At 72.0% G+C, this 19,297-nt stretch carries 19 protein-coding genes; 12 read left to right on the top strand and 7 right to left on the bottom strand.

Translation table 11 applies throughout. From position 1 onward, the window contains the following. Positions 1-133: 133 nt before the first annotated feature. Entirely contained in the window at positions 134-2,125 is a 1,992-nt protein-coding gene (locus ACFYXB_RS15325; RefSeq protein ID WP_389581967.1) for a GTP-binding protein, read from the bottom strand. Positions 2,126-2,378: 253 nt separating this feature from the next. On the opposite strand from ACFYXB_RS15325, the gene ACFYXB_RS15320 reads away from it, so the two are divergent. From ACFYXB_RS15320 to ACFYXB_RS15290, 7 genes are read left to right on the top strand one after another with little or no spacing between them, the layout of a single operon-like run. Continuing rightward, a complete protein-coding gene (locus ACFYXB_RS15320) occupies positions 2,379-2,870 on the top strand; it encodes a (2Fe-2S)-binding protein (protein ID WP_389581964.1) in 492 nt (163 codons plus the stop codon). Further along, positions 2,867-5,242, top strand: coding sequence for a xanthine dehydrogenase family protein molybdopterin-binding subunit (locus ACFYXB_RS15315; protein ID WP_389581963.1), 2,376 nt, complete (start codon positions 2,867-2,869; stop codon positions 5,240-5,242). The genes ACFYXB_RS15320 and ACFYXB_RS15315 overlap by 4 nt, the downstream gene beginning before the upstream one ends. Further along, complete coding sequence (locus ACFYXB_RS15310) at positions 5,239-6,093, top strand: FAD binding domain-containing protein (protein ID WP_389581960.1); 855 nt, start codon at positions 5,239-5,241, stop codon at positions 6,091-6,093. Before ACFYXB_RS15315 ends, ACFYXB_RS15310 begins: the two co-directional genes overlap by 4 nt. A gap of 15 nt (positions 6,094-6,108) precedes the next feature. Then, complete coding sequence (locus ACFYXB_RS15305) at positions 6,109-6,984, top strand: AAA family ATPase (RefSeq protein WP_389581958.1); 876 nt, start codon at positions 6,109-6,111, stop codon at positions 6,982-6,984. Between the two features lie 8 nt (positions 6,985-6,992). Further along, positions 6,993-8,192, top strand: a complete 1,200-nt coding sequence (locus ACFYXB_RS15300) for a VWA domain-containing protein (RefSeq protein WP_389581955.1) — start codon at positions 6,993-6,995, stop codon at positions 8,190-8,192. After that, positions 8,185-9,291, top strand: a complete 1,107-nt coding sequence (locus ACFYXB_RS15295; RefSeq protein ID WP_389581953.1) for an XdhC family protein — start codon at positions 8,185-8,187, stop codon at positions 9,289-9,291. The genes ACFYXB_RS15300 and ACFYXB_RS15295 overlap by 8 nt, the downstream gene beginning before the upstream one ends. Positions 9,292-9,307: 16 nt before the next feature. Next, the gene (locus ACFYXB_RS15290; RefSeq protein WP_351348131.1) at positions 9,308-9,940 is read left to right on the top strand and encodes an SRPBCC family protein; all 633 of its coding nucleotides are present in this window, start codon (positions 9,308-9,310) and stop codon (positions 9,938-9,940) included. Between the two features lie 8 nt (positions 9,941-9,948). On the opposite strand, the gene ACFYXB_RS15285 is transcribed toward ACFYXB_RS15290, so the two are convergent. Together ACFYXB_RS15285 and ACFYXB_RS15280 are read right to left on the bottom strand one after the other, a co-directional pair. Further along, positions 9,949-10,485, bottom strand: coding sequence for a GNAT family N-acetyltransferase (locus tag ACFYXB_RS15285; protein WP_389581950.1), 537 nt, complete (start codon positions 10,483-10,485; stop codon positions 9,949-9,951). Positions 10,486-10,505: 20 nt separating this feature from the next. After that, entirely contained in the window at positions 10,506-11,009 is a 504-nt protein-coding gene (locus ACFYXB_RS15280) for a metallophosphoesterase family protein (protein ID WP_389581947.1), read from the bottom strand. A gap of 119 nt (positions 11,010-11,128) precedes the next feature. On the opposite strand from ACFYXB_RS15280, the gene ACFYXB_RS15275 reads away from it, so the two are divergent. The 5 genes from ACFYXB_RS15275 (at position 11,129) to rfbC (ending at position 15,508) form a co-directional block, all read left to right on the top strand. After that, the gene (locus ACFYXB_RS15275) at positions 11,129-11,566 is read left to right on the top strand and encodes a MarR family winged helix-turn-helix transcriptional regulator (protein ID WP_389581944.1); all 438 of its coding nucleotides are present in this window, start codon (positions 11,129-11,131) and stop codon (positions 11,564-11,566) included. Beyond that, the gene (locus ACFYXB_RS15270) at positions 11,563-12,216 is read left to right on the top strand and encodes an MFS transporter (protein WP_389581942.1); all 654 of its coding nucleotides are present in this window, start codon (positions 11,563-11,565) and stop codon (positions 12,214-12,216) included. Before ACFYXB_RS15275 ends, ACFYXB_RS15270 begins: the two co-directional genes overlap by 4 nt. Positions 12,217-12,220: 4 nt before the next feature. Then, a complete protein-coding gene (locus tag ACFYXB_RS15265; protein ID WP_389581939.1) occupies positions 12,221-12,805 on the top strand; it encodes a hydrolase in 585 nt (194 codons plus the stop codon). 143 nt (positions 12,806-12,948) lie between these two features. Beyond that, the gene (locus ACFYXB_RS15260) at positions 12,949-14,907 is read left to right on the top strand and encodes a glycosyltransferase family 2 protein (protein WP_389581937.1); all 1,959 of its coding nucleotides are present in this window, start codon (positions 12,949-12,951) and stop codon (positions 14,905-14,907) included. Positions 14,908-14,911: 4 nt separating this feature from the next. Further along, a complete protein-coding gene (gene rfbC / locus ACFYXB_RS15255; protein WP_389581934.1) occupies positions 14,912-15,508 on the top strand; it encodes a dTDP-4-dehydrorhamnose 3,5-epimerase in 597 nt (198 codons plus the stop codon). Between the two features lies 1 nt (position 15,509). Here rfbC and ACFYXB_RS15250 read toward each other — a convergent pair whose 3' ends face one another. From ACFYXB_RS15250 to ACFYXB_RS15235, 4 genes are read right to left on the bottom strand one after another with little or no spacing between them, the layout of a single operon-like run. Next, positions 15,510-16,313 (bottom strand): class I SAM-dependent methyltransferase, encoded by an 804-nt coding sequence (locus tag ACFYXB_RS15250; protein WP_351348145.1) that lies wholly within the window; start codon positions 16,311-16,313, stop codon positions 15,510-15,512. Beyond that, complete coding sequence (rfbD, locus tag ACFYXB_RS15245) at positions 16,310-17,191, bottom strand: dTDP-4-dehydrorhamnose reductase (RefSeq protein WP_389581931.1); 882 nt, start codon at positions 17,189-17,191, stop codon at positions 16,310-16,312. The genes ACFYXB_RS15250 and rfbD overlap by 4 nt, the downstream gene beginning before the upstream one ends. Beyond that, complete coding sequence (gene rfbB / locus ACFYXB_RS15240) at positions 17,188-18,159, bottom strand: dTDP-glucose 4,6-dehydratase (RefSeq protein WP_389581928.1); 972 nt, start codon at positions 18,157-18,159, stop codon at positions 17,188-17,190. The genes rfbD and rfbB overlap by 4 nt, the downstream gene beginning before the upstream one ends. Next, complete coding sequence (locus ACFYXB_RS15235; RefSeq protein WP_389581926.1) at positions 18,156-19,223, bottom strand: glucose-1-phosphate thymidylyltransferase; 1,068 nt, start codon at positions 19,221-19,223, stop codon at positions 18,156-18,158. Before ACFYXB_RS15235 ends, rfbB begins: the two co-directional genes overlap by 4 nt. Between the last annotated feature and the right edge of the window lie 74 nt (positions 19,224-19,297).

Below are 19,297 nucleotides of genomic sequence, written 5' to 3'. Positions count from 1 at the left end.
TTTTTATTCTTGTTCCCACCCCCGGGCCCGGGCCCTCCAACCCGGGACCCCTCCCCCTTGCTCGCCCGCCCCCGGGGGGGGGGGGGGCCCCCCCCCCCCCCCCCCCCCCGTCCGGGTTTTGGCAGCCGTTTCCTCAACCACCCACCCTGCTCGTCACGTTCAAGAGGTACTCCTTCCGGTTCAGCGGGTTGTGGTCGGTGCGCGGCCGCTCGGGGACCGTGGCGCGGATGACCGGCGCGTAGTGGTCGAAGGCGCTCTCCAGCTCACCCTCGCCCCGGGTCAGACCGGGCAGCCGCTGTTCCAGCTCGTGCACCTGGGCGGCCGGCACCGCACCCTCAAGTACACAGAGCGAGCCGTGCGTCGTGGTCGTCCGCGGCGCCGCGTCCAGCTTGGCCAGCACCGGCAGCAGCGCGCCCAGCATGTCCGCCGGGGCCTCGACGCGGAAGCGGTGCATGGGCTCGTGGACCCGGGTGCCCGCGCGCCGCAGCGCCTCGGTCAGGACGAGCGGGGTCAGGCCCCGGAAGTCGTACCCCGTGCTCGACATGCTCTTGTCGAAGCCCTGGTGGGCATGGCTCTGCCGGGGCGAGTAGCCGGAGTGCGTCATGGTCACCGTGCAGTCGGTGACCTGCCAGCCGTGCAGCCCCTGGCCGAGCGTCTCGCGCACCGTGTCCTCGACGGCCTTGAAGAAGGCGTACGGCATCGAGCCCAGCTCGACCTCGAGCCGGAAGTCCACGCCCGCGCCGACCGGAGCGGCGTCGACGCGCAGGCCGACGGTCGCGAGGAACGGGTTCTCGTCCTTCTTGTTGAACTCGACGGCCGCTCCCGAGCCGACCGGGCGCTCGACGCAGATGGTGGACGACTCCCGGAACGTGACGTGGAGCCCGTACTCGTCGGCGAGGGTGGCCTGGATGACCTCCTTCTGCACCTCGCCGTAGAGGGAGACCGAGGTCTCCTGGCGCACCTCGTCGTGGCGTACGTCGATCAGCGGGTCCTGTTCGGCGAGCTGGGTGAGCGCGACGTGCAGGGACCGCCGGTCCGCGGCCGGCCCCGGGACGATCACGGTCTCGAGGGTCGGCGGCGCGAAGTGGTGCTCGTACGCGGTCCTCGGGACCCCGATCGCGTCGCCGATCCGGATGCCGCCGAGGCCCCACAGCTTGCCGATGCGGCCCGCGCCGACGCTCTCCTCCCGTACGTCCGTGCCGTGGTCGAAAACGCTGACCGCGGTGACCTTGCCTTCCGGGCGCGCGCCCCGGGACTCCTCGCGGCCGTTCCCGAACGGGATCCGGTCGCGGGTGCGGAGGGTGCCGGAGAAGATCCGCGCGTAGGCGACCTTCTCGCCCGCCGGCCCCCGCTCGACCTTGAAGACCGTGCCCGACAGGGGTCCGTCGGGGTCTCCCCCGGCCGTGGGCAGCAGTTCCTCGATGCCGTCGATCAACTCGGGCACACCGGCGCCGGTGATCGCCGAGCCGAAGTAGACCGGATGGACGCGTGCCCGACGGGTCTGGGCGGTGAGGGCGGTGCGCAGCCGGTCGTGCGAGACGGTGTCCTCGACGTACGCGGCGAGCAGTTCCTCGTCGTGCTCGGCGAGGACGTCGAGCGCGGCCGGGGCGAGCCCGGGGACGAAGCGGGCGGCGCGGGTACCGAGTCCGGTGGCGGTCCCCATCGGGACGAGCGAGGGAGTGAGGCGGTGGGCCATCGCCCGCAGGACGTCCTCGTCCCGCGCTCCGCGCCGGTCGATCTTGTTGACGAAGACCAGCGTGGGGATGCGCAGCCGCCGCAGCGTCCGCATCAGGACGCGGGTCTGCGCCTGGACGCCCTCCACGGCCGAGACGACCAGGACGGCGCCGTCGAGCACGCCGAGCACGCGCTCCACCTCGGCGATGAAGTCCGGGTGGCCGGGGGTGTCGATGAGGTTGACGGTCACACCGTCGAGCGGGAAGGAGACGACGGCGGACTTGATGGTGATGCCGCGCTGCCGCTCGAGCGCGAGGGTGTCGGTCGTCGTGCTTCCGGCGTCGACGCTGCCGACCTCGTCGATCACGCCGACCGAGTGCAGCAGCCGCTCGGTCAGGCTGGTCTTACCGGCGTCGACATGGGCGAGGATTCCGAGATTGAGCAGATGCACTGAGCGTGATGTCCTTCGGCATGGGTGGGATTCCGACCTGGGTGGACATGCACGCAGCGCGCATCTCTGGTCCTCTCTGGGTGACGACGGATCCCGTGCAGTGGAGCAGGAACCGGGTCCCGACAGCAATGGATTAACCGTCAACAAACCCTTGTCGCAGCACTCGCCGTCGCCAAGGCACGGTCATAGAGTGACCTACATCACGCCCGGTCGCTGATCCCCCTCGCTCACGCCCGCATGGTCTGGAGGGCACATGACCCACATCAAGGTGAACGTGGACGGCACGACGTACGAGGACGAAGTGCAACCCCGTCTGCTGCTCGCCCACTACCTGCGCGACCGCCTCGGTCTGACCGGCACCCCGATCGGCTGCGACACCTCGAACTGCGGGGCGTGCACGGTCGACCTCGACGGCGCGACCGTCAAGAGCTGCTCGGTCCTCGCCGTCCAGGCCGACGGTTCCGAGGTGACGACCGTCCAGGGTCTGGCCCGGGACGGCGAGTGGACGGCGCTGCAGCGCGCGTTCCACGAGCGGCACGCGCTCCAGTGCGGCTACTGCACCCCCGGGATGATCATGGCGGCGCGCGATCTGCTGCGCGAGAACCCGCAGCCGACCTCCGACGAGGTCCGCCAGGCCCTGGAGGGCAACCTCTGCCGCTGCACCGGTTACCAGAACATCGTCCGCGCGGTCCTCGCCGCCTCCGGGCAAGAGGCTCCCGAGGTCGCCGAGGAGGTCACGGCATGACCGAGGCCGTCGAACGCGAGGTCGGACGCTCCAGGCTGCGCAAGGAGGATGCCCGGCTGATCACCGGGCAGACCAACTGGACCGACAACATCCAGGTCACCGGCCTGCTGCACCTCGCGATCCTGCGCAGCCCGATGGCCCACGCCCGTGTCACGCGGGTGGACGTCTCTCCGGCCCTCGAACGCCCCGGTGTCGTCGCGGCGTTCAGCGGCGCCGACCTCGCCGACGGGATGGGCTCGCTGCCCTGCGCCTGGCCGGTGACCGAGGACATCGTGCTGCCCGACCACCCGCCGATCGCCCTCGACGAGGTCCGCTACGCCGGCGACCCGGTCGCCGTGGTCGTGGCCCGGGACCGGTACGCGGCGGCCGACGCGCTGGAGGCGATCGAGGTCGACTACGAGCCACTGCCCCCGGTCCTCGACCTGGAGGCCGCCCTCGCCGAGAACGCCCCGCTGGTCCACTCCGACAAGGGCACCAACCGCAGCTACCTCTGGCCGCTGGCGACCGGTGACAGCTTCGAGGCGGTGCGCGAGCGCGCCGAGGTGACGGTCAAGCGCCGCTACCACCAGCAGCGCCTGATCCCCAACGCCATGGAGCCGCGCGCGGTCGTCGTCACCCCGCTCGCCGCCTCCGGCGAGTACACCGTCTACTCGTCCACCCAGATCCCGCACATCCTGCGGATCATGCTGGCCATGGTCACCGGCGTGCCCGAGCACAAGCTCCGGGTGATCGCCCCCGACGTGGGCGGCGGCTTCGGCTCCAAGCTCCAGGTGTACGGCGAGGAGGCCATCGCACTCACCGTCGCGCGCAAGCTCGGCCGCCCGGTCAAGTGGACCGAGTCCCGCTCCGAGGGCTACCTCGCGACCCACCACGGCCGCGGCATGATCCAGGACATCGAGGTCGCCGCGACGCGCGAGGGCAAGCTGCTGGGCCTGAAGGTGGACCTGATCGCCGACATGGGCGCGTACCTGATGCTCGTCACGCCGGGCATCCCGATCCTCGGCGCGTTCATGTACCCGGCCATCTACAAGATGGACGCGTACGAATTCAACTGCACCGGCGTCTTCACCACCCGTACCCCCACCGACGCCTACCGCGGCGCCGGACGGCCGGAGGCGACCTTCGCCATCGAGCGCGTCATGGACGAACTCGCCGCCGAACTCGGCCTGGACCCGGTCGAGTTGCGTCGCCGTAACTGGATCCGGCACGAGGAGTTCCCGTTCACCTCGATCGCCGGGCTGACCTACGACAGCGGCAACTACGAGGCCGCGACCGAGAAGGCCCTGGCGCTGTTCGGGTACGACGACCTGCGGGCCGAGCAGCAGAAGCGCAACGAGCGCGGGGACGCCGTCCGACTCGGCATCGGCGTGTCGACGTACACCGAGATGTGCGGGCTCGCGCCGAGCCGGGTGCTGCGCGACCTGCGGTATGCGGCCGGCGGCTGGGAGGCGGCGAGCATCCGTATGCTGCCCACCGGCAAGGTCGAGGTCGTCACCGGCACCAGCCCGCACGGGCAGGGCCATGTGACGTGCTGGAGCCAGATCGCCGCCGACGCGCTGGGCGTGCCGTTCGAGGACGTCGAAGTGATCCACGGCGACACCAAGGCGGCCCCGCAGGGCATGGACACCTACGGCTCGCGGTCCCTGGTCGTGGGCGGCGAGGCCGTGCACAAGGCGGCGCAGAAGGTCGTGGAGAAGGCCCGGAAGGTGGCCGCGCACCTGCTGGAGGCGAGCGAGCGGGACCTGGAGTTCACCAACGGCGTGTTCTCCGTGAAGGGCTCGCCCGAGGCGCGCAAGTCGATCCAGGAGATCGCCTTCGAGACGTTCTCCTCGCACGACCTGCCCGACGGCATGGAACCCACCATCAACGCCGAACACCTCGTCGACCCGGAGAACTTCTCCTACCCGCACGGCACCCACCTGTGCGCCGTCGAGGTCGACACGGAGACCGGACGGACGCGGATCAGGTCGTACGTCTGCGTCGACGACGTCGGCCGCGTCGTCAACCCGATGATCGTCGAGGGGCAGGTGCACGGCGGCCTGGCGCAGGGCATCGCGCAGGCGCTGTACGAGGAGGCCGTGTACGACGACGAGGGCAACCTCGTCTCCGGGACCATGGCCGACTACCTCGTGCCGTCGGCGGCGGACCTGCCGCACTTCGTGACCGACCGCACCGAGACCCCTGCCGCGAACTCGCTCGGCGTCAAGGGAGTCGGAGAGGCGGGGACGATCGCCTCGACCCCCGCCGTGGTGAACGCGATCGTGGACGCGCTGCGCCCGCTGGGCGTGAACGACGTGCGGATGCCCTGTACGCCCGAGCGGGTCTGGCAGGCCGTACGGTCCGCCGACTCCGGCAAGGAGGCCTCGGCATGATTCCTCCCTCATTCGACTACGTCCGTCCGGCGAGCGTCGACGAGGCGGTGCGCGCGCTCGCCGACGCGGGCGAGGATGCCAAGGTGCTGGCCGGCGGGCAGAGCCTGCTGCCGCTGCTCAGGCTGCGGCTGGCGTTCCCCGATCTGGTCGTGGACGTCGGCCGGATCCCCGAGCTGCGCGGGGTCCGCGAGGACGGCGACACGCTCGTCATCGGCGCGCTGACCACCCACCACGACGTGATGCACGACCCGCTGGTGCGCCGGCACGCCGGTCTGCTGGCGGCGGCCACGGAGACCGTCGCCGATCCGGCCGTACGGCACCGGGGCACCCTCGGCGGCTCGCTCGCCCACGCCGACCCGGCCGGGGATCTGCCCGCGGTGGCGCTGGCGCTCGACGCCGAACTGGTCGCCGTCGGCCCGAACGGGCGGCGCACCGTCCCGGCCCGCGAGTTCTTCGTCGACTACCTCCAGACCGCGCTGGCACCCGACGAACTCCTGGTGGAGGTACGTGTGCCGAAGACGGACGGCTGGGGCTTCCACTACGAGAAGTTCCACCGCGTCGCGCAGGCCTGGCCGATCGTCGGCGTGGCCGCCCTCGTCCGGCGGGACAACGGGAACATCGCCGAGGCGCGCATCGGGCTCAGCAACATGGGCAGCACACCGCTGCGGGCCGCCGCGGTCGAGCAGGCGCTGGCCGGTGCCGGGGACCAGGACGCCGTGGCACGGGCCACGGAGTCGGCGGCCGAGGGCACCCGGCCGTCGCAGGACCCGTCGGGTTCGCCCGAGTACCGGGCGCATCTGGCACGGGTGCTGACCAAGCGGGCGGTCCTGACCGCCGCCGGGATGGGGTGAGCGCTGATCACCCGGATGGACGACCCGGAGCAGGTGCGGGCCCGCCTGGAGGAGACGGGATACCTCGTCGACGACGGGCTGGCCATCGCCTGCTTCCTGGCCCTCAGGCTGCACCGGCCGCTCTTCTGCGAGGGCGACGCGGGCGTGGGCAAGACCGCGCTCGCGACCGCCCTCGCCGAGGCGCTCGGCGCGCCGCTGATCCGGTTGCAGTGCCACGAGGGCATCGACGCCTCGCAGGCCCTGTACGACTGGGACTTCCCGCGCCAGTTGCTGCATCTGCGGGCTGCCGAGGCGGCCGGGGTGAGGGACGCGGACCGGCTGGAGAGCGAACTGTACGACCGGCGTTTCCTCATCGCCCGGCCGCTGCTGCGCGCCCTGCAGACCCAGCCGGCGGTGCTGCTGGTCGACGAGATCGACCGGGCGGACGACGAGTTCGAGGCGTTCCTGCTCGAGCTGCTGTCGGAGTACTCGGTGACGATCCCGGAGCTGGGCACGCTGCGGGCCGAGGTGCCGCCCGTGGTCGTCCTGACCTCGAACCGGACCCGGGAGGTGCACGACGCACTGAAGCGGCGGTGTCTGTACCACTGGTTCGACCATCCCTCCTTCGCCCGCGAACTCGCCATCGTGCGCAGCCGGTTGCCGAAGGTGTCGGCGCGACTGGCCGAGCAGGTCACGGCGTTGGTGCAGGCGCTGCGGGCCGCCGACCTGGTCAAGCCGCCGGGGGTGGCCGAGACGATCGACTGGGCTCAGGCCCTCGACCTGCTGGGGGCGAACGAGCTGGACGCCGATCTGGCCGTGGCGACGCTGGGCTCGGTCCTGAAGTACCGGGAGGACACGGACCGGGCCCGTGGCCTCGACCTCGCCGCGGTGCTGGCCGCGCGGGAGGCGTGAGCGGCGTGATGGGAACGGACGACACAGCGCGGAGGGACGGGCCTGCCGCTGCCGACGCCGTCCTGCTGGGGTTCGTGCGCGCGCTGCGGGCGGCCGGCGTCGACGCGAGCACCGAGCGGGTGTACGCCTTCCTGCGCGCTGTCGACGTCCTGCGGCCGGGGATGCGCGGTGACGTGTACTGGGCGGGGCGGGCTACTTTGTGCGGCGGGCACGACGATCTGGAGCGGTACGAGCGGGTGTTCGCAGCCTACTTCGGGGCGGCCGGCGAGGTCCCGCGGCAGCCGGTGGGCGCCGCCGTCCCGCCCCGGGTGCGGCTCGTCCTGCGGGACGCGCCGCCCGGCGCCCGCGCACCGGGCGACAACGAGCCGCTGGGGCCGCCCACGGCAAGTCTCGCCAGCTCCGTCGAGGTGCTGCGGCACCGGGACGTCGCCGAGCTGGACGCCGCCGAACGGGCCCAACTCAACCGGCTGCTGGCCGTGTTCGCCCTGAACGGGCAGACCCGGCGCTCGGCACGCCGACGGCCGTCCCGGCGCGGGGACGTCGATCCGCGCCGTACCGTACGGGAGTTGCTCCGACGCGGCGGTGAACCGGCACGGCTGCGGCGGCACGCGCGCGTGGACCGGCCGCGCCGGGTCGTGCTGCTGGTCGACGTGAGCGGCTCGATGGCGCTGTACGCCGACGCGCTGCTGCGGTTCGCGCACGCGGCCGTGCGCGGGGGCCGTACGGAGGTGTTCACGATCGGCACCCGGCTGACCCGGGTCACCCGTGAACTCTCCCACCGCGACCCCGACTTGGCGATGGCGGCACTCGGGGCGGCCGTACCGGACTGGCGCGGGGGCACCCGGCTCGGGGAGCTGCTGCGCGAGTTCCTGAACCGCTGGGGTCAGCGCGGTATGGCGCGCGGCGCGGTCGTGGTGCTGCTCTCGGACGGCTGGGAGCGCGGCGACCCGGAGCTGCTGGGCGCGCAGATGCGCCGGCTGCACGGGCTGGCGCACCGGGTCGTCTGGGCCAACCCGCGCAAGGCGCGGCCGGGTTATGCGCCCGTGGCCGCCGGAATGGCGGCGGCGCTGCCGTACGTGGACGCCTTCGTCGAGGGGCACAGCCTGGCGGCGCTGGAGCGGCTGGCGGCGGTGGTGCGCGGGGCGGAAGCGGCTGAAGCGGTGCCCCCGACGGGGGTCACAGGTCTGGAAGGAGCGGATCGTGCGTGAGATGTTGCCGGCCCTGGAGCGCTGGTACACGGCCGGCGCCCCCTTCGGGCTCGCCACGGTCGTCGCGGTCAGCCGCAGCGCGCCGCGCGGGCCCGGCGCGGCCATGGCGGTGGGGCCCGACGACGAGGTCCTGGGGAGCGTGTCCGGGGGCTGCGTCGAGGGCGCGGTGTTCGAGCTCGCGCAGGATGTCGTGGCGAGCGGCGAGGCCCGGCTGGAGACGTTCGGGTACAGCGACGAGGACGCGTTCGCGGTCGGCCTCACCTGCGGCGGCGAGATCACCCTGCTGGTACGGCCCGTGACGCCCGAGTCCGACCCCACGTTCAGCGAGGTCGCGGCCTCGGTCGCCGCGGGTGAGCCGGTGACCGTGGCCACAGTGGTGGATGGGCCCGCCCCCCGCGGAGCCACCCTCGCGGTGTGGCCCGGCGCGGTCTCCGGGACGCTCGGCACGACCGGTCTGGACGCGGCCGTCACCGCCGACGCCCGCGGTGAACTCGCCCTCGGCGCCACGGGATTGCGGCACTACGGGCCGCACGGTGAACGCCGCGAGGACAACGTGACGGTGTTCCTGCACTCGTTCGCTCCTCCCCCGCGGATGCTGGTGTTCGGGGCGATCGACTACGCGGCCGCGGTGGCTCGGATCGGGAACTTCCTCGGCTACCGGGTGACCGTGTGCGACGCCCGCCCGGTCTTCGCCACGCCCAAGCGCTTCCCGGCGGGCGTGGAGGTCGTCGTCGACTGGCCGCACCGCTATCTCGCCGGCACCGACACGGACGAGCGCACGGTGATCTGCGTGCTCACCCACGACCCGAAGTTCGACGTGCCGTTGCTGGAGGAGGCGCTGCGCCGGCCTGCCGCCTACATCGGGGCGATGGGCAGCCGCCGTACCCACGACGAGAGGCGCAAGCGGCTGGCCGAGTCCGGACTCACGGGGGACGAACTGGCCCGGCTGCGCTCCCCGCTCGGGCTCGACCTCGGTGCCCGTACACCCGAGGAGGTCGCCGTGTCCGTCGCCGCCGAGATCGTCGCCCTGCGCTGGGGCGGCACCGGCGCGCCTCTCACCGCGACCGCCGGGGCCATCCACCCGGCGGGCGTGTCCTGAGCACGAGGAGGAAGTCATGGAACTGCACCACGAGTTCACCGTCCCCGTCCCGGTCGACGACGCCTGGCGCGCGCTCCTCGACATCGAACGCATCGCGCCCTGTCTGCCCGGGGCGACGGTGGACGACTACGACGGCAAGACAGTGACGGGCTCGGTGAAGGTAAAGGTCGGCCCGGTCACCATCACCTACAAGGGCACCGCCGTCTTCGAGGAGCAGGACGAGACGGCGCACCGGATGGTGCTCAGCGCCAACGGCCGGGAGACGCGCGGGCAGGGCACGGCCAGGGCCACGGTCACCGGCACGCTGAGCGAGCGCGACGGCGGTACGGCGGTGTCGGTGCGGACGGATCTGACGGTGACCGGGCGTCCGGCGCAGTTCGGTCGCGGGGTGATGGCCGAGGTCGGCGACCGGCTGATCGGACAGTTCGCGGCGTGCCTGGCAGAGCGGCTGAGCGAGCCGGCACCGGTCGCGGGCGAGGAGCCCCTGCCGCCGGTTCCGCAGGAGGCCGAGCCGCTCGATCTGTTCCGGACGGCCGGGGTGCCGGTGGCGAAGCGCGCGGCGGTCGTGGTGGCGGCGGCCGCGGTGCTGGTGCTCCTTGGCCGTGTACGGCGGCACTGGCGGCTCGGCCACCCGCGCGCAGGGCGGTAGCTCACGCTTCAGAGGTCGCCCTTGATCAGGGCGTGCAGGTGCTGGTCGTGCCGGCCGTCCGCGTGCAGGAGCGCGCCGCGCATCGTGCCCTCCAGGGTGTAGCCCGCTTTCTCGGCCACGCGGCAGGACGCCGGGTTGGCGACCGAGTGGCACAGCCTGAGGCGGTGCAGGCCGAGGTCGTCGAGGGCCCAGCGGCTCACCGTACGGGTGGCTTCGACGACGATGCCGCCGCCGCGGGCCGCGGGCAGGACCCAGTAGACGATCTCGGCGCTGCCGCCCGCGAGGTCCATGTCGTTCCAGCCTATGAGTCCCAGAGCCTCGCCGTCGGGCTGGGCGATGGCCCAGACGACACCCGTCTCGGCTCGCCGGCGCTCGTGCATGCGCTCGATCCGGCGGACCGCCTCCGCCCGGTCGGCCACGGTGAACAGATTCCAGCGGCGGATCGCCGGGTCCTGTCCGGCGGCCAGCAGGGCTCCCGCGTTGTCGGGGCTCCAGGGGCGCAACTCCAGGCCGTTCGGCAGGGGCAGTACGGGCTGGCAGATCATCCCGGCATGCTGCCACAGGGTCAGCGGCGCTGCGGCAGGCGGTGCAGGGTCACGTCCGTGAGCGTGCCGTCGGTGACGGTGGCCGTGAGATATGTGCAGTGGGGCTCGCGGCGCCGGTCGGTCGGGGAGCCGGGGTTGAGCAGGCGCAGGCCGGTGGCGGTGGTGGTGTCCCAGGGGATGTGGCTGTGGCCGAAGACCAGGACGTCGAGGTCGGGGTAGCGAGCGGCGCAGCGTGCCTCGCGGCCCTCGGCGGGACCGGTCTCGTGGACGACGCCGAAACGCAGGCCGCCCAGCTCGGCGCGGGCCACCTCGGGGAGGCGGGCGCGCAGGCCGGGGCCGTCGTTGTTGCCGTACACCGCGATCAGCCGCCGGCTCCGCTCGGCCAGCAGGTCGAGGGTGGCGGTGTCCACCCAGTCACCGGCGTGGAACACCACGTCGGCGTGCAGGAGTTCGGCGAGGAGCTCGCCCGGGAGCTCCTTGGCGCGCCGGGGGACGTGGGTGTCGGACATCAGCAGCAGGCGCACACGGTCAGCGTAGGGCAGGGCGGGTCGGGGCGCGGGGCAACGCGTTGGGGCACGGCATCGGGTGGGAAATTAGACAGTCTTGACTGGACAGTTTGAACTGATGGTTCTACGGTGGCGGCGTGGCCCACATCTCCGACTCCGCCGCACGCGCCGCACGCGACCTGCGCGTCGTCTTCAGCCGGCTGCGGCGCCGTATACGGGAGGTCGCGCAGGACGCCGACCTCACCCCGTCCCAGGAGTCGGCGCTCACCCTGGTCGGCAAGCACGGCGCCGCCACGGCCAGCGCCCTGGCCGCCGCCGAGGGCGTACGGCCGCAGTCGATGGCGGCCACGCTCGCCGCCCTCGACCAGCACGGCCTGATCCGGCGCTCCCCCGACCCCGACGACGGCCGCCGGCAACTGGTCACCCTGACCGAGCCCGGCCTGGCCCGCGTCGAGGGCAACCGGCAGGCCCGCGAGGAGTGGCTGGCCCGCGCCTTCCAGGACCGGTTCACCGAGGACGAGCGGCAGGCGGTGCTGGCGGCGCTGGCACTGATGGAGCGGCTGTCGCAGCAGTGACGTCGAAGCTCCTGGAGCGTCCCGGGCGGGACACTCAGCCCTCCGCCACGGCCTTCGACCGGCGCCTCATCGCGCCGATGATCCTGGGCTCCGTACTGAACCCGATCAACTCCTCGATGATCGCCGTGGCGCTGGTGCCGATCGGGATCGCCTTCGGGGCGCCGCCCGCCGAGACGGTCTGGCTGGTCTCGGCGCTGTATCTCGCCACCGCCGTGGGGCAGCCGGTCATCGGGCGGCTCGTGGACATGTACGGGCCGCGCAGGCTCTACCTCGTCCACTCCGGCAGCCCGGTCTGGCTGCTGCTCGCCGTCCTCGGCGTCCCGCAGGGTCTGATCGGCCTCGCCGCCCAGACCGCCCTGTACCGCCAGGCCGACCCGGCCCGCATCGCCTCCGCCGCCGGGCTGCTGCGCACCTTCATGTACCTCGGCGCGCTGGGCGCCTCCGCCGCGACCGCGGCGTTCTTCCCGCATCGCGCCGACACGGCCGGGCTGCACGGCCTGGCCCTGTTCCTGGTCGCCGGCTCGGCCCTGCTGCTGGCGACGACCCTCGTGGACCGATCCCTCGGTTCCCTCACGCCCCGGGAAACCACCCGGACAACCGCCCGAGCCTCGGCTCGAAGCACCTCCCGAAACACCCCCGGAAAGGCCTGACCCCATGGCGCTCACCGCCCTCGACCCCCGTACCGCCCTCGTCGTGATCGACCTGCAGAACGGCATCGCCGCCGCGCCCACCCAGCCGTACAGCGGCCCCGAGGTGGTGGCCCGTTCCGTCGAGCTCGCCGACGCCTTCCGGGCCCGGGACCTGCCCGTGGTCCTGGTCCGGGTGTCCTTCGCCGCCGACTGGGCGGACCGCGTCCCCGGCCGCACCGAGGAGCAGGGCGCCGGCGGGGCCTACCCGGAGGGCTGGGACGTGATCGTCGACGAGCTCTCCGGGCACCCCGGCGACATCCGCGTCACCAAGCACAACTGGGGCGCCTTCCACGGCACCGACCTCGATGTTCAGCTGCGCCGCCGCGGTGTCACCCAGATCGTGCTGACCGGCATCGCCACCAGCATCGGCGTCGAGTCCACCGCCCGCGCCGCGTACGAGCACGGCTACCATGTCACCGTCGCCACCGACGCGATCGCCGACCTCACGCCCGAGGCGCACGCCAACAGCGTCGAGCGGATCTTCCCGCGGCTCGGCGAGACCGGTACGACGGCGGAGATCCTCGAACTTCTCGCCAAGACCCACGCCTGACGGCCGGCCCGGCCCCTTGTGGGGAGGACGTTCATCTTTTGGAGGGTGGGCGTTCGCCTTCAGAAGGGGCCGGGTTAGCATTCGGCCACGCGCACCGTGTCACCGAGACAACGGACAGCGAACCGAGGGGGCTGGGAAGCCGGATGCCGGTCAAAGTCAGCGTCATCGTCCCCGTGTACAACCCCGGGCCGTACATCGAGGACTGCGTCGCCTCGCTGCTGCGGCAGTCGCTGCCTCCCGACGAGTTCGAGGTGGTCTTCGTCGACGACGGCTCCACCGACGAGACCCCGGCCAGGCTGGACGAGCTGGCGGCCGAACACGCCCATGTCCGGGTGATCCACCAGCCGAACTCCGGCTGGTCGGGCAAGCCGCGCAACGTCGGGATCGCCGAGTCGCGGGGCGAGTTCGTGATGTTCGTCGACAACGACGACTATCTCGGCGACGAGGCCCTGGAGCGCATGTACGAGTACGGGGTGGCGAACAAGGCCGACGTGATCGTCGGCAAGATGGCCGGGAAGGGCCGCCCGGTGCCGGTGGAGCTGTTCCGCAGGAACCATCCGCACGCCACGGTCGAGAACGCGCCGCTGATCGACAGCCTCACCCCGCACAAGATGCTGCGGCGGGCGTTCCTGGAGCGCACCGGGCTGCGGTTCCCCGAGGGCCGGCGCCGCCTCGAGGACCACGTCTTCGTCACCGAGGCGTATCTGCGCGCGGACAACGTCTCGGTGCTCAGCGACTACGTCTGCTACTACCACGTCAAACGGGACGACGCCTCGAACGCGGGCTTCCAGCGCTTCGACCCCGTCGGCTACTACAAGAACCTCCGTGAGGCCCTGGACGTCGTCGAGCGGTACACCGAGCCGGGCCCGCTGCGCGACCGGCTGCTGCGCCGCTGGCTGCGCGTGGAGATCGTCGACCGGATGAGCGGCCGCCGGCTGCTGGCCCTGCCGGACGACTACCGGCGCGAGCTGTTCCGGGAGATGCGCGGCGTAATCGTCGAACGCTTCGGCCCCGGTGTCGCGCCCGGCCTGCGCCCGGGACAGCGCGTCGTCGCCGCCTTCCTCAGGGACGACCGCTACGACGACCTCGTCGCCTTCGCCGAGTTCGAGGCCGGCATCGGTCCCAAGGCTGCGCCGACGGGTGTCGAGTGGCAGGGCGGCACGCTGCGCGTCGGCTTCACGACCGAGTTCAAGTCCAAGGGCAAGCCGCTCACCTTCCCGGCCGACGGGTGCGCCGGGCCCTCCGACACCCCGCCCGCCGACCTCGACGAGGCGATCGCCCGGCTGGGCACGGCGGCCGTCGACGGATTCGAGAAGGCGACCGTCGACCTGATCGTGCGCGACCGCGCCAGCGCAGCCTCTTTCTTCCAGCCGGTCGAGGTCACCCGCGAGCGGGTTCCCGCCGACGACGGCCGTATCCGCCTCGTGCTGCACGCCACGGCCACCGTCGACCCGGGCACCGCCGCGGGCGGCGCCCCGCTGCACGGCGGCCTGTGGGACCTGTACGTCCGGGTCGGCCTCGGCTCCTGGACCAAGGAGTGCCGTCTGGGCCCGGCCCCGAAGCAGGGCCGGCCCAGGCCCGTCGCCGGGGTCGTCGCGGGCCGCGTGGTGCTGCCGTACTGGACGAAGCAGCACGACAACCTCTCCCTGGACGTCGACAAGGCGAGCAAGTCCCTGGGCCTCGGCCGGCTCACGCCCGAGGACGCCACGATGTCCGACACCGAGCGGCTGAACCTCGCGCTGCCCGTGTACGTCCCGGACCGCACCGACGTCCTGGTGCGGCTCACCGACACCGGGTCGGGCCGGTCCCTGCGGCAGACCGGGACGCTCACGCCCGCCCACGCGGCCGGCTCGCTGCTGGACGCGTCGCTGCCCCTGCCCGACATGAAGCGCGCGACCTGGCGGCTGGAGCTGTGCCTGGCCCCGGAGTCCGGGACTCCGCGCCACCTTGGTCTGCCGCTCGTCGCGCACGTGGGCCGCAGCGGCGCCGTCCGCCTCACCCGGCCCGTGCCGCCAGGCCTCCTGCAACGGCTGGTGCGCAAGGCGCGGCGCGGCCTGGGCGTCGCCCCGACGACGAACCGATCCACGACACGGGAGGCCTGACGCATTGCGCCAACTGGAGATCGCCGACGCCTGGGTGCTCGAGCCCAAGGTGTTCCCGGACGACCGGGGCAGCTTCCACGAGTGGTACCGCGGCGAGGAGTTCAAGGAGGCCACGGGCTACGGCCTGAGCCTCGCCCAGGCCAACTACTCGGTGTCCCGGCGCGGTGTCGTGCGCGGGATCCACTTCGCGGACGTGCCGCCCGGCCAGGCCAAGTATGTGACGTGCGTGCGCGGGGCGGTGCTGGACGTCGTCGTGGACATCCGCGTCGGCTCGCCCACCTTCGGCCGGTGGGAGGCCGTACGGCTCGACGACGACACCCACCACGCCATGTTCCTCGCGGAGGGCCTCGGACACGCCTTCATGGCGCTCACCGACGACGCCACGGTGGTCTACCTGTGCTCGACGGGGTACGCGCCGGGGCGCGAACACGGGATCCATCCACTCGACCCGGCCCTGGGCATCGCCTGGCCCGAGGGCATCGAGCCGGTGCTGTCGGCCAAGGACGCCGAGGCGCCCTCGCTGGCCGAGGCGGAGCGGTCCGGGCTGCTGCCCAGCTACCCGGACTGCTCCGCCCACTACGAGCGGCTGCGGGGGCGGTAGTTCAGCGGATGCTGCTGAACGGCTCCAGCGCGCGGCGCAGGGGTTCCCAGCCGCGGGAGCGCTTGGTGCCGCGGTTGCGGGACGACTCCAGTGCCTTCCAGAAGCCCGCGGACACCAGGTCCTCGGGCTTCACGGCCGTGGTCCGCTCCAGGATCGACTCGGGCACCTTCTGCGGGTCGGGAACCTCGAACTCCGCGATGATCTCGTCGTACTTGTCCTTCAGCACCGTGTTGTCCGGGTCGGCGCCGAAGACCAGGAGCTGGCCGGTGGGCGCGGTGTCGGCCAGGACCGTCACCAGGTCGGGACGGTAGCGGTTGAGGATCTCGACGACCTTGTAGACGTCCCCGGTCCAGGCGTTGGTGTGCCGGTCGCGGGCCGCCTCGTCGACGTTGCGCGGCAGCATGTCGTCGAAGACGATCACGCTGGCCCAGTCCGAGTGCTTCTCGACGTTGATGAAGTCGCGCAGCGCGTACTCGAACAGGTGCATGCCGTCGATGAACGACAGGTCCAGCGTGGTGCGCTTCCAGTAGCCGAACGGGCTGCGGTTGCGGGCGAGGTTGCGCAGCGGGTGCCGGCCGCCCCGCAGATGCGCGAGGGGGTTCTCGCGGGCGAAGAAGTCGTCGCTGGTCGCCTTCGCGAGGTGCACGTCGCAGCGGATCTCCGCGACCACCTTGAACGCGGGGTCGACCGCGATGCTGGGCACCCGTGACAACGTCAGGCTGCGGCCGTCGTTGACGCCGATCTCCAGGTAGTTGCGGTTCGCGCTGACCTTGTGGAGCTCCCGAAGGAACTCGTGCCGTTTCACTGAGACATCTCCTTGCGGATGTGGGGCAGTGCTTCGTGCAGGGCGGATCGCCAGTCCCTCGGGGGTTCCAGGCCGATCTCGCGCCAACGGGCGTGCCCGAGGGCGCTGTATGCGGGGCGCGGGGCGGGCCGGGGGAAGGCCTGGCTGTCGGTGGGGCGCACCCGGTCCGGGTCCGCGCCGACGAGCAGGAACACCTCGCGGGCCAGTTCGTGCCAGGTGGCCTCGCCGGAACTGGTGGCGTGGAAGACACCTCGCGCACCGCCGTCCGGGGAGAGCCTGGTGCCGAGGTCCGCGATGCGGGCGGCGACGTCGGCGCTCCAGGTGGGCTGGCCCCGCTGGTCGTCGACGACGTCGAGGGTGTCGCGGCGGGCTTCGAGTTCGAGCATCGTACGGACGAAACTGCGGCCGTGGGCGCCGTACAGCCAGGCCGTGCGTACGATCGCGCTCGCACCCGGGAGTTCCTCCGACACCGCTTGTTCGCCGGCGAGTTTGGTGCGGCCGTAGGCGGTGCGCGGGGCCGGGGGGTGGTTCTCCGGGTACGGGGTGGCGCGGGCCTCGCCGTCGAAGACGTAGTCGGTGGAGACGTGGACCAGGCGCGCGCCGGACGCGGCGCAGGCGCGGGCGAGCAGGCGCGGGCCTCCGCCGTTGATCGTGAGCGCGCGTGCCTCGTCGGTCTCGGCGTCGTCGACAGCCGTGTAGGCCGCGCAGTTGACGACGACATCGGGGCGGTGCTCCTCGAACGCCCGCCGTACGGCGCCGGGTTGGGTGATGTCGAGGGTCGCGCGGTCCAGGCCGGTCACGTCGGCGCCGCGCCGGTGCAGTTCCTCGACGGTGTCGCGGCCGAGCATGCCGCCCGCGCCGGTGACGAGCCACCTCATCGGGACCCCCGCTGCTTGAGCGGCTCCCACCAGGCGCGGTTGTCGCGATACCAGGCGACCGTCTCGGCGAGGCCGGTGGCGAAGTCGCGGCGCGGCCGGTAGCCGAGTTCGTCGTGGGCCTTGCTCCAGTCGACGGAGTAGCGCAGATCGTGGCCCTTGCGGTCGGTGACGTACTCGACCCGGTCCCAGTCCGCGCCGCAGGCCTCGAGCAGCAGGCCGGTGAGTTCCTTGTTGCTCAACTCGGTGCCGCCGCCGATGTTGTAGACCTCGCCGGGGCGGCCCTTCGTGCGGACCAGTTCGATGCCGTGGCAGTGGTCGTCGACGTGGAGCCAGTCGCGGACGTTGCGGCCGTCGCCGTACAGCGGGACCTTGTGGCCGTCCAGCAGGTTGGTGACGAAGAGCGGGATGACCTTCTCGGGGAACTGGTGCGGGCCGTAGTTGTTGGAGCAGCGGGTGACGCGCACGTCCAGGCCGTGGGTGCGGTGGTGGGCCAGGGCGAGGAGGTCGGAGGAGGCCTTGGAGGCGGAGTAAGGGGAGTTGGGCGCGAGCGGGTGGGTCTCCGGCCAGGACCCGGAGTCGATGGAGCCGTACACCTCGTCGGTGGATATGTGCACGAACGGGCCGACGCCGTGCCGCAGAGCCGCGTCCAGGAGGGTCTGGGTGCCGACCACGTTGGTGCGCACGAACTCGCCGGCGCCGTCGATCGACCGGTCGACGTGCGACTCGGCGGCGAAGTGCACCAGCTGGTCGGCGTCGGCCATGAGCTTGTCGACCAGGTCGGCGTCGCATATGTCGCCCTGGACGAACTCCAGGCGGGGATGGCCTGCGGGGAGGTTGGTGAGCGTGCCCGCGTAGGTGAGCTTGTCGAGCACGGTGACGCGCGGCGCGTCCGGGGAGTCGTCGGCGAGGAGTGTGCGGACGTACGTCGAGCCGATGAACCCGGCGGCGCCGGTGACGAGGAGATTCATGAACGGATCTGCACCTTGCTGTGGTCTCCGAGGACGAGGCGGTGGGCACTGGGCACTCCGGGCGCCGGGGTCACCTCGACATGCCGGCCGATCAGCGAGGACTCGATCCGGCCCACCCCGTCGATGGAGGAGTCCCGCAGCACTATGGAGAACTCCAGCTCACTCTCCGTGATCCGGCAGTTCTCCGCGACGGAGGTGAAGGGACCGACGTAGGAGTCGCTGACGACGGTCCCGGCTCCGATGACGACCGGGCCGACGATCCGGGAGTTGGTGATCCGCGCCCCCTCCTCGATCACCACCCGGCCCAGGATCTGGGACGCCTCGTCGACCTCGCCGTCGATGCGCCGTTCCACGCCCTCCAGCACGGTGCGGTTTACCTCCAGCATGTCGCCGACGTTGCCGGTGTCCTTCCAGTAGCCCCGGATGACCGTGGAACGGACGTCGGCGCGCTCGTCGATGAGGTGCTGGAGCGCGTGGGTGATCTCCAACTCGCCCCGCCAGGACGGCTTGATCGCCCGTACCGCCTCGTGGACCGCCGGGGTGAACAGGTACACGCCGACGAGCGCGAGGTCGCTCTTGGGAAGCTCCGGCTTCTCCTCCAGGCCCACCACCTGCCCCGAAGGACCGAGTTCGGCGACGCCGAAGGAGCGGGGGTCGGGGACGCGGGTGAGCAGGATCTGGGCGTCGGGGCGGGTGGTGCGGAACTCTTCGACGAGGTCGCTGATGCCGCCCACGATGAAGTTGTCACCGAGGTACATCACGAAGTCGTCGTCCCCGAGGAAGTCCCGCGCGATCAGCACCGCGTGGGCGAGTCCGAGGGGACGCTCCTGGGGTATGTAGGTCACCTCCAGGCCGAACTTCGACCCGTCGCCGACCGCCTCCTCGATCTCGGCGGCGGTGTCCCCGACGATCATCCCGACGTCGGTGATCCCGGCCGCGGCGATGGATTCCAGCCCGTAGAACAACACGGGTTTGTTGGCCACCGGTACGAGCTGTTTCGCCGACGTGTGCGTGATCGGCCGCAGCCGGGTGCCGGCGCCGCCGGAGAGCACGAGTGCCTTCATCTGCCACACCTTATCTGCGATCGCCGGAATGGAAACCTTTCTTTGTCTCGCTGATTGGTTACGACAGTACGTCC

Source organism: Streptomyces sp. NPDC002619, assembly GCF_042889305.1.
GTDB lineage: Bacteria > Actinomycetota > Actinomycetes > Streptomycetales > Streptomycetaceae > Streptomyces.
Note: the sequence above shows the minus strand (reverse complement) of the source record. Positions and strands in the feature narration are given on the sequence as shown.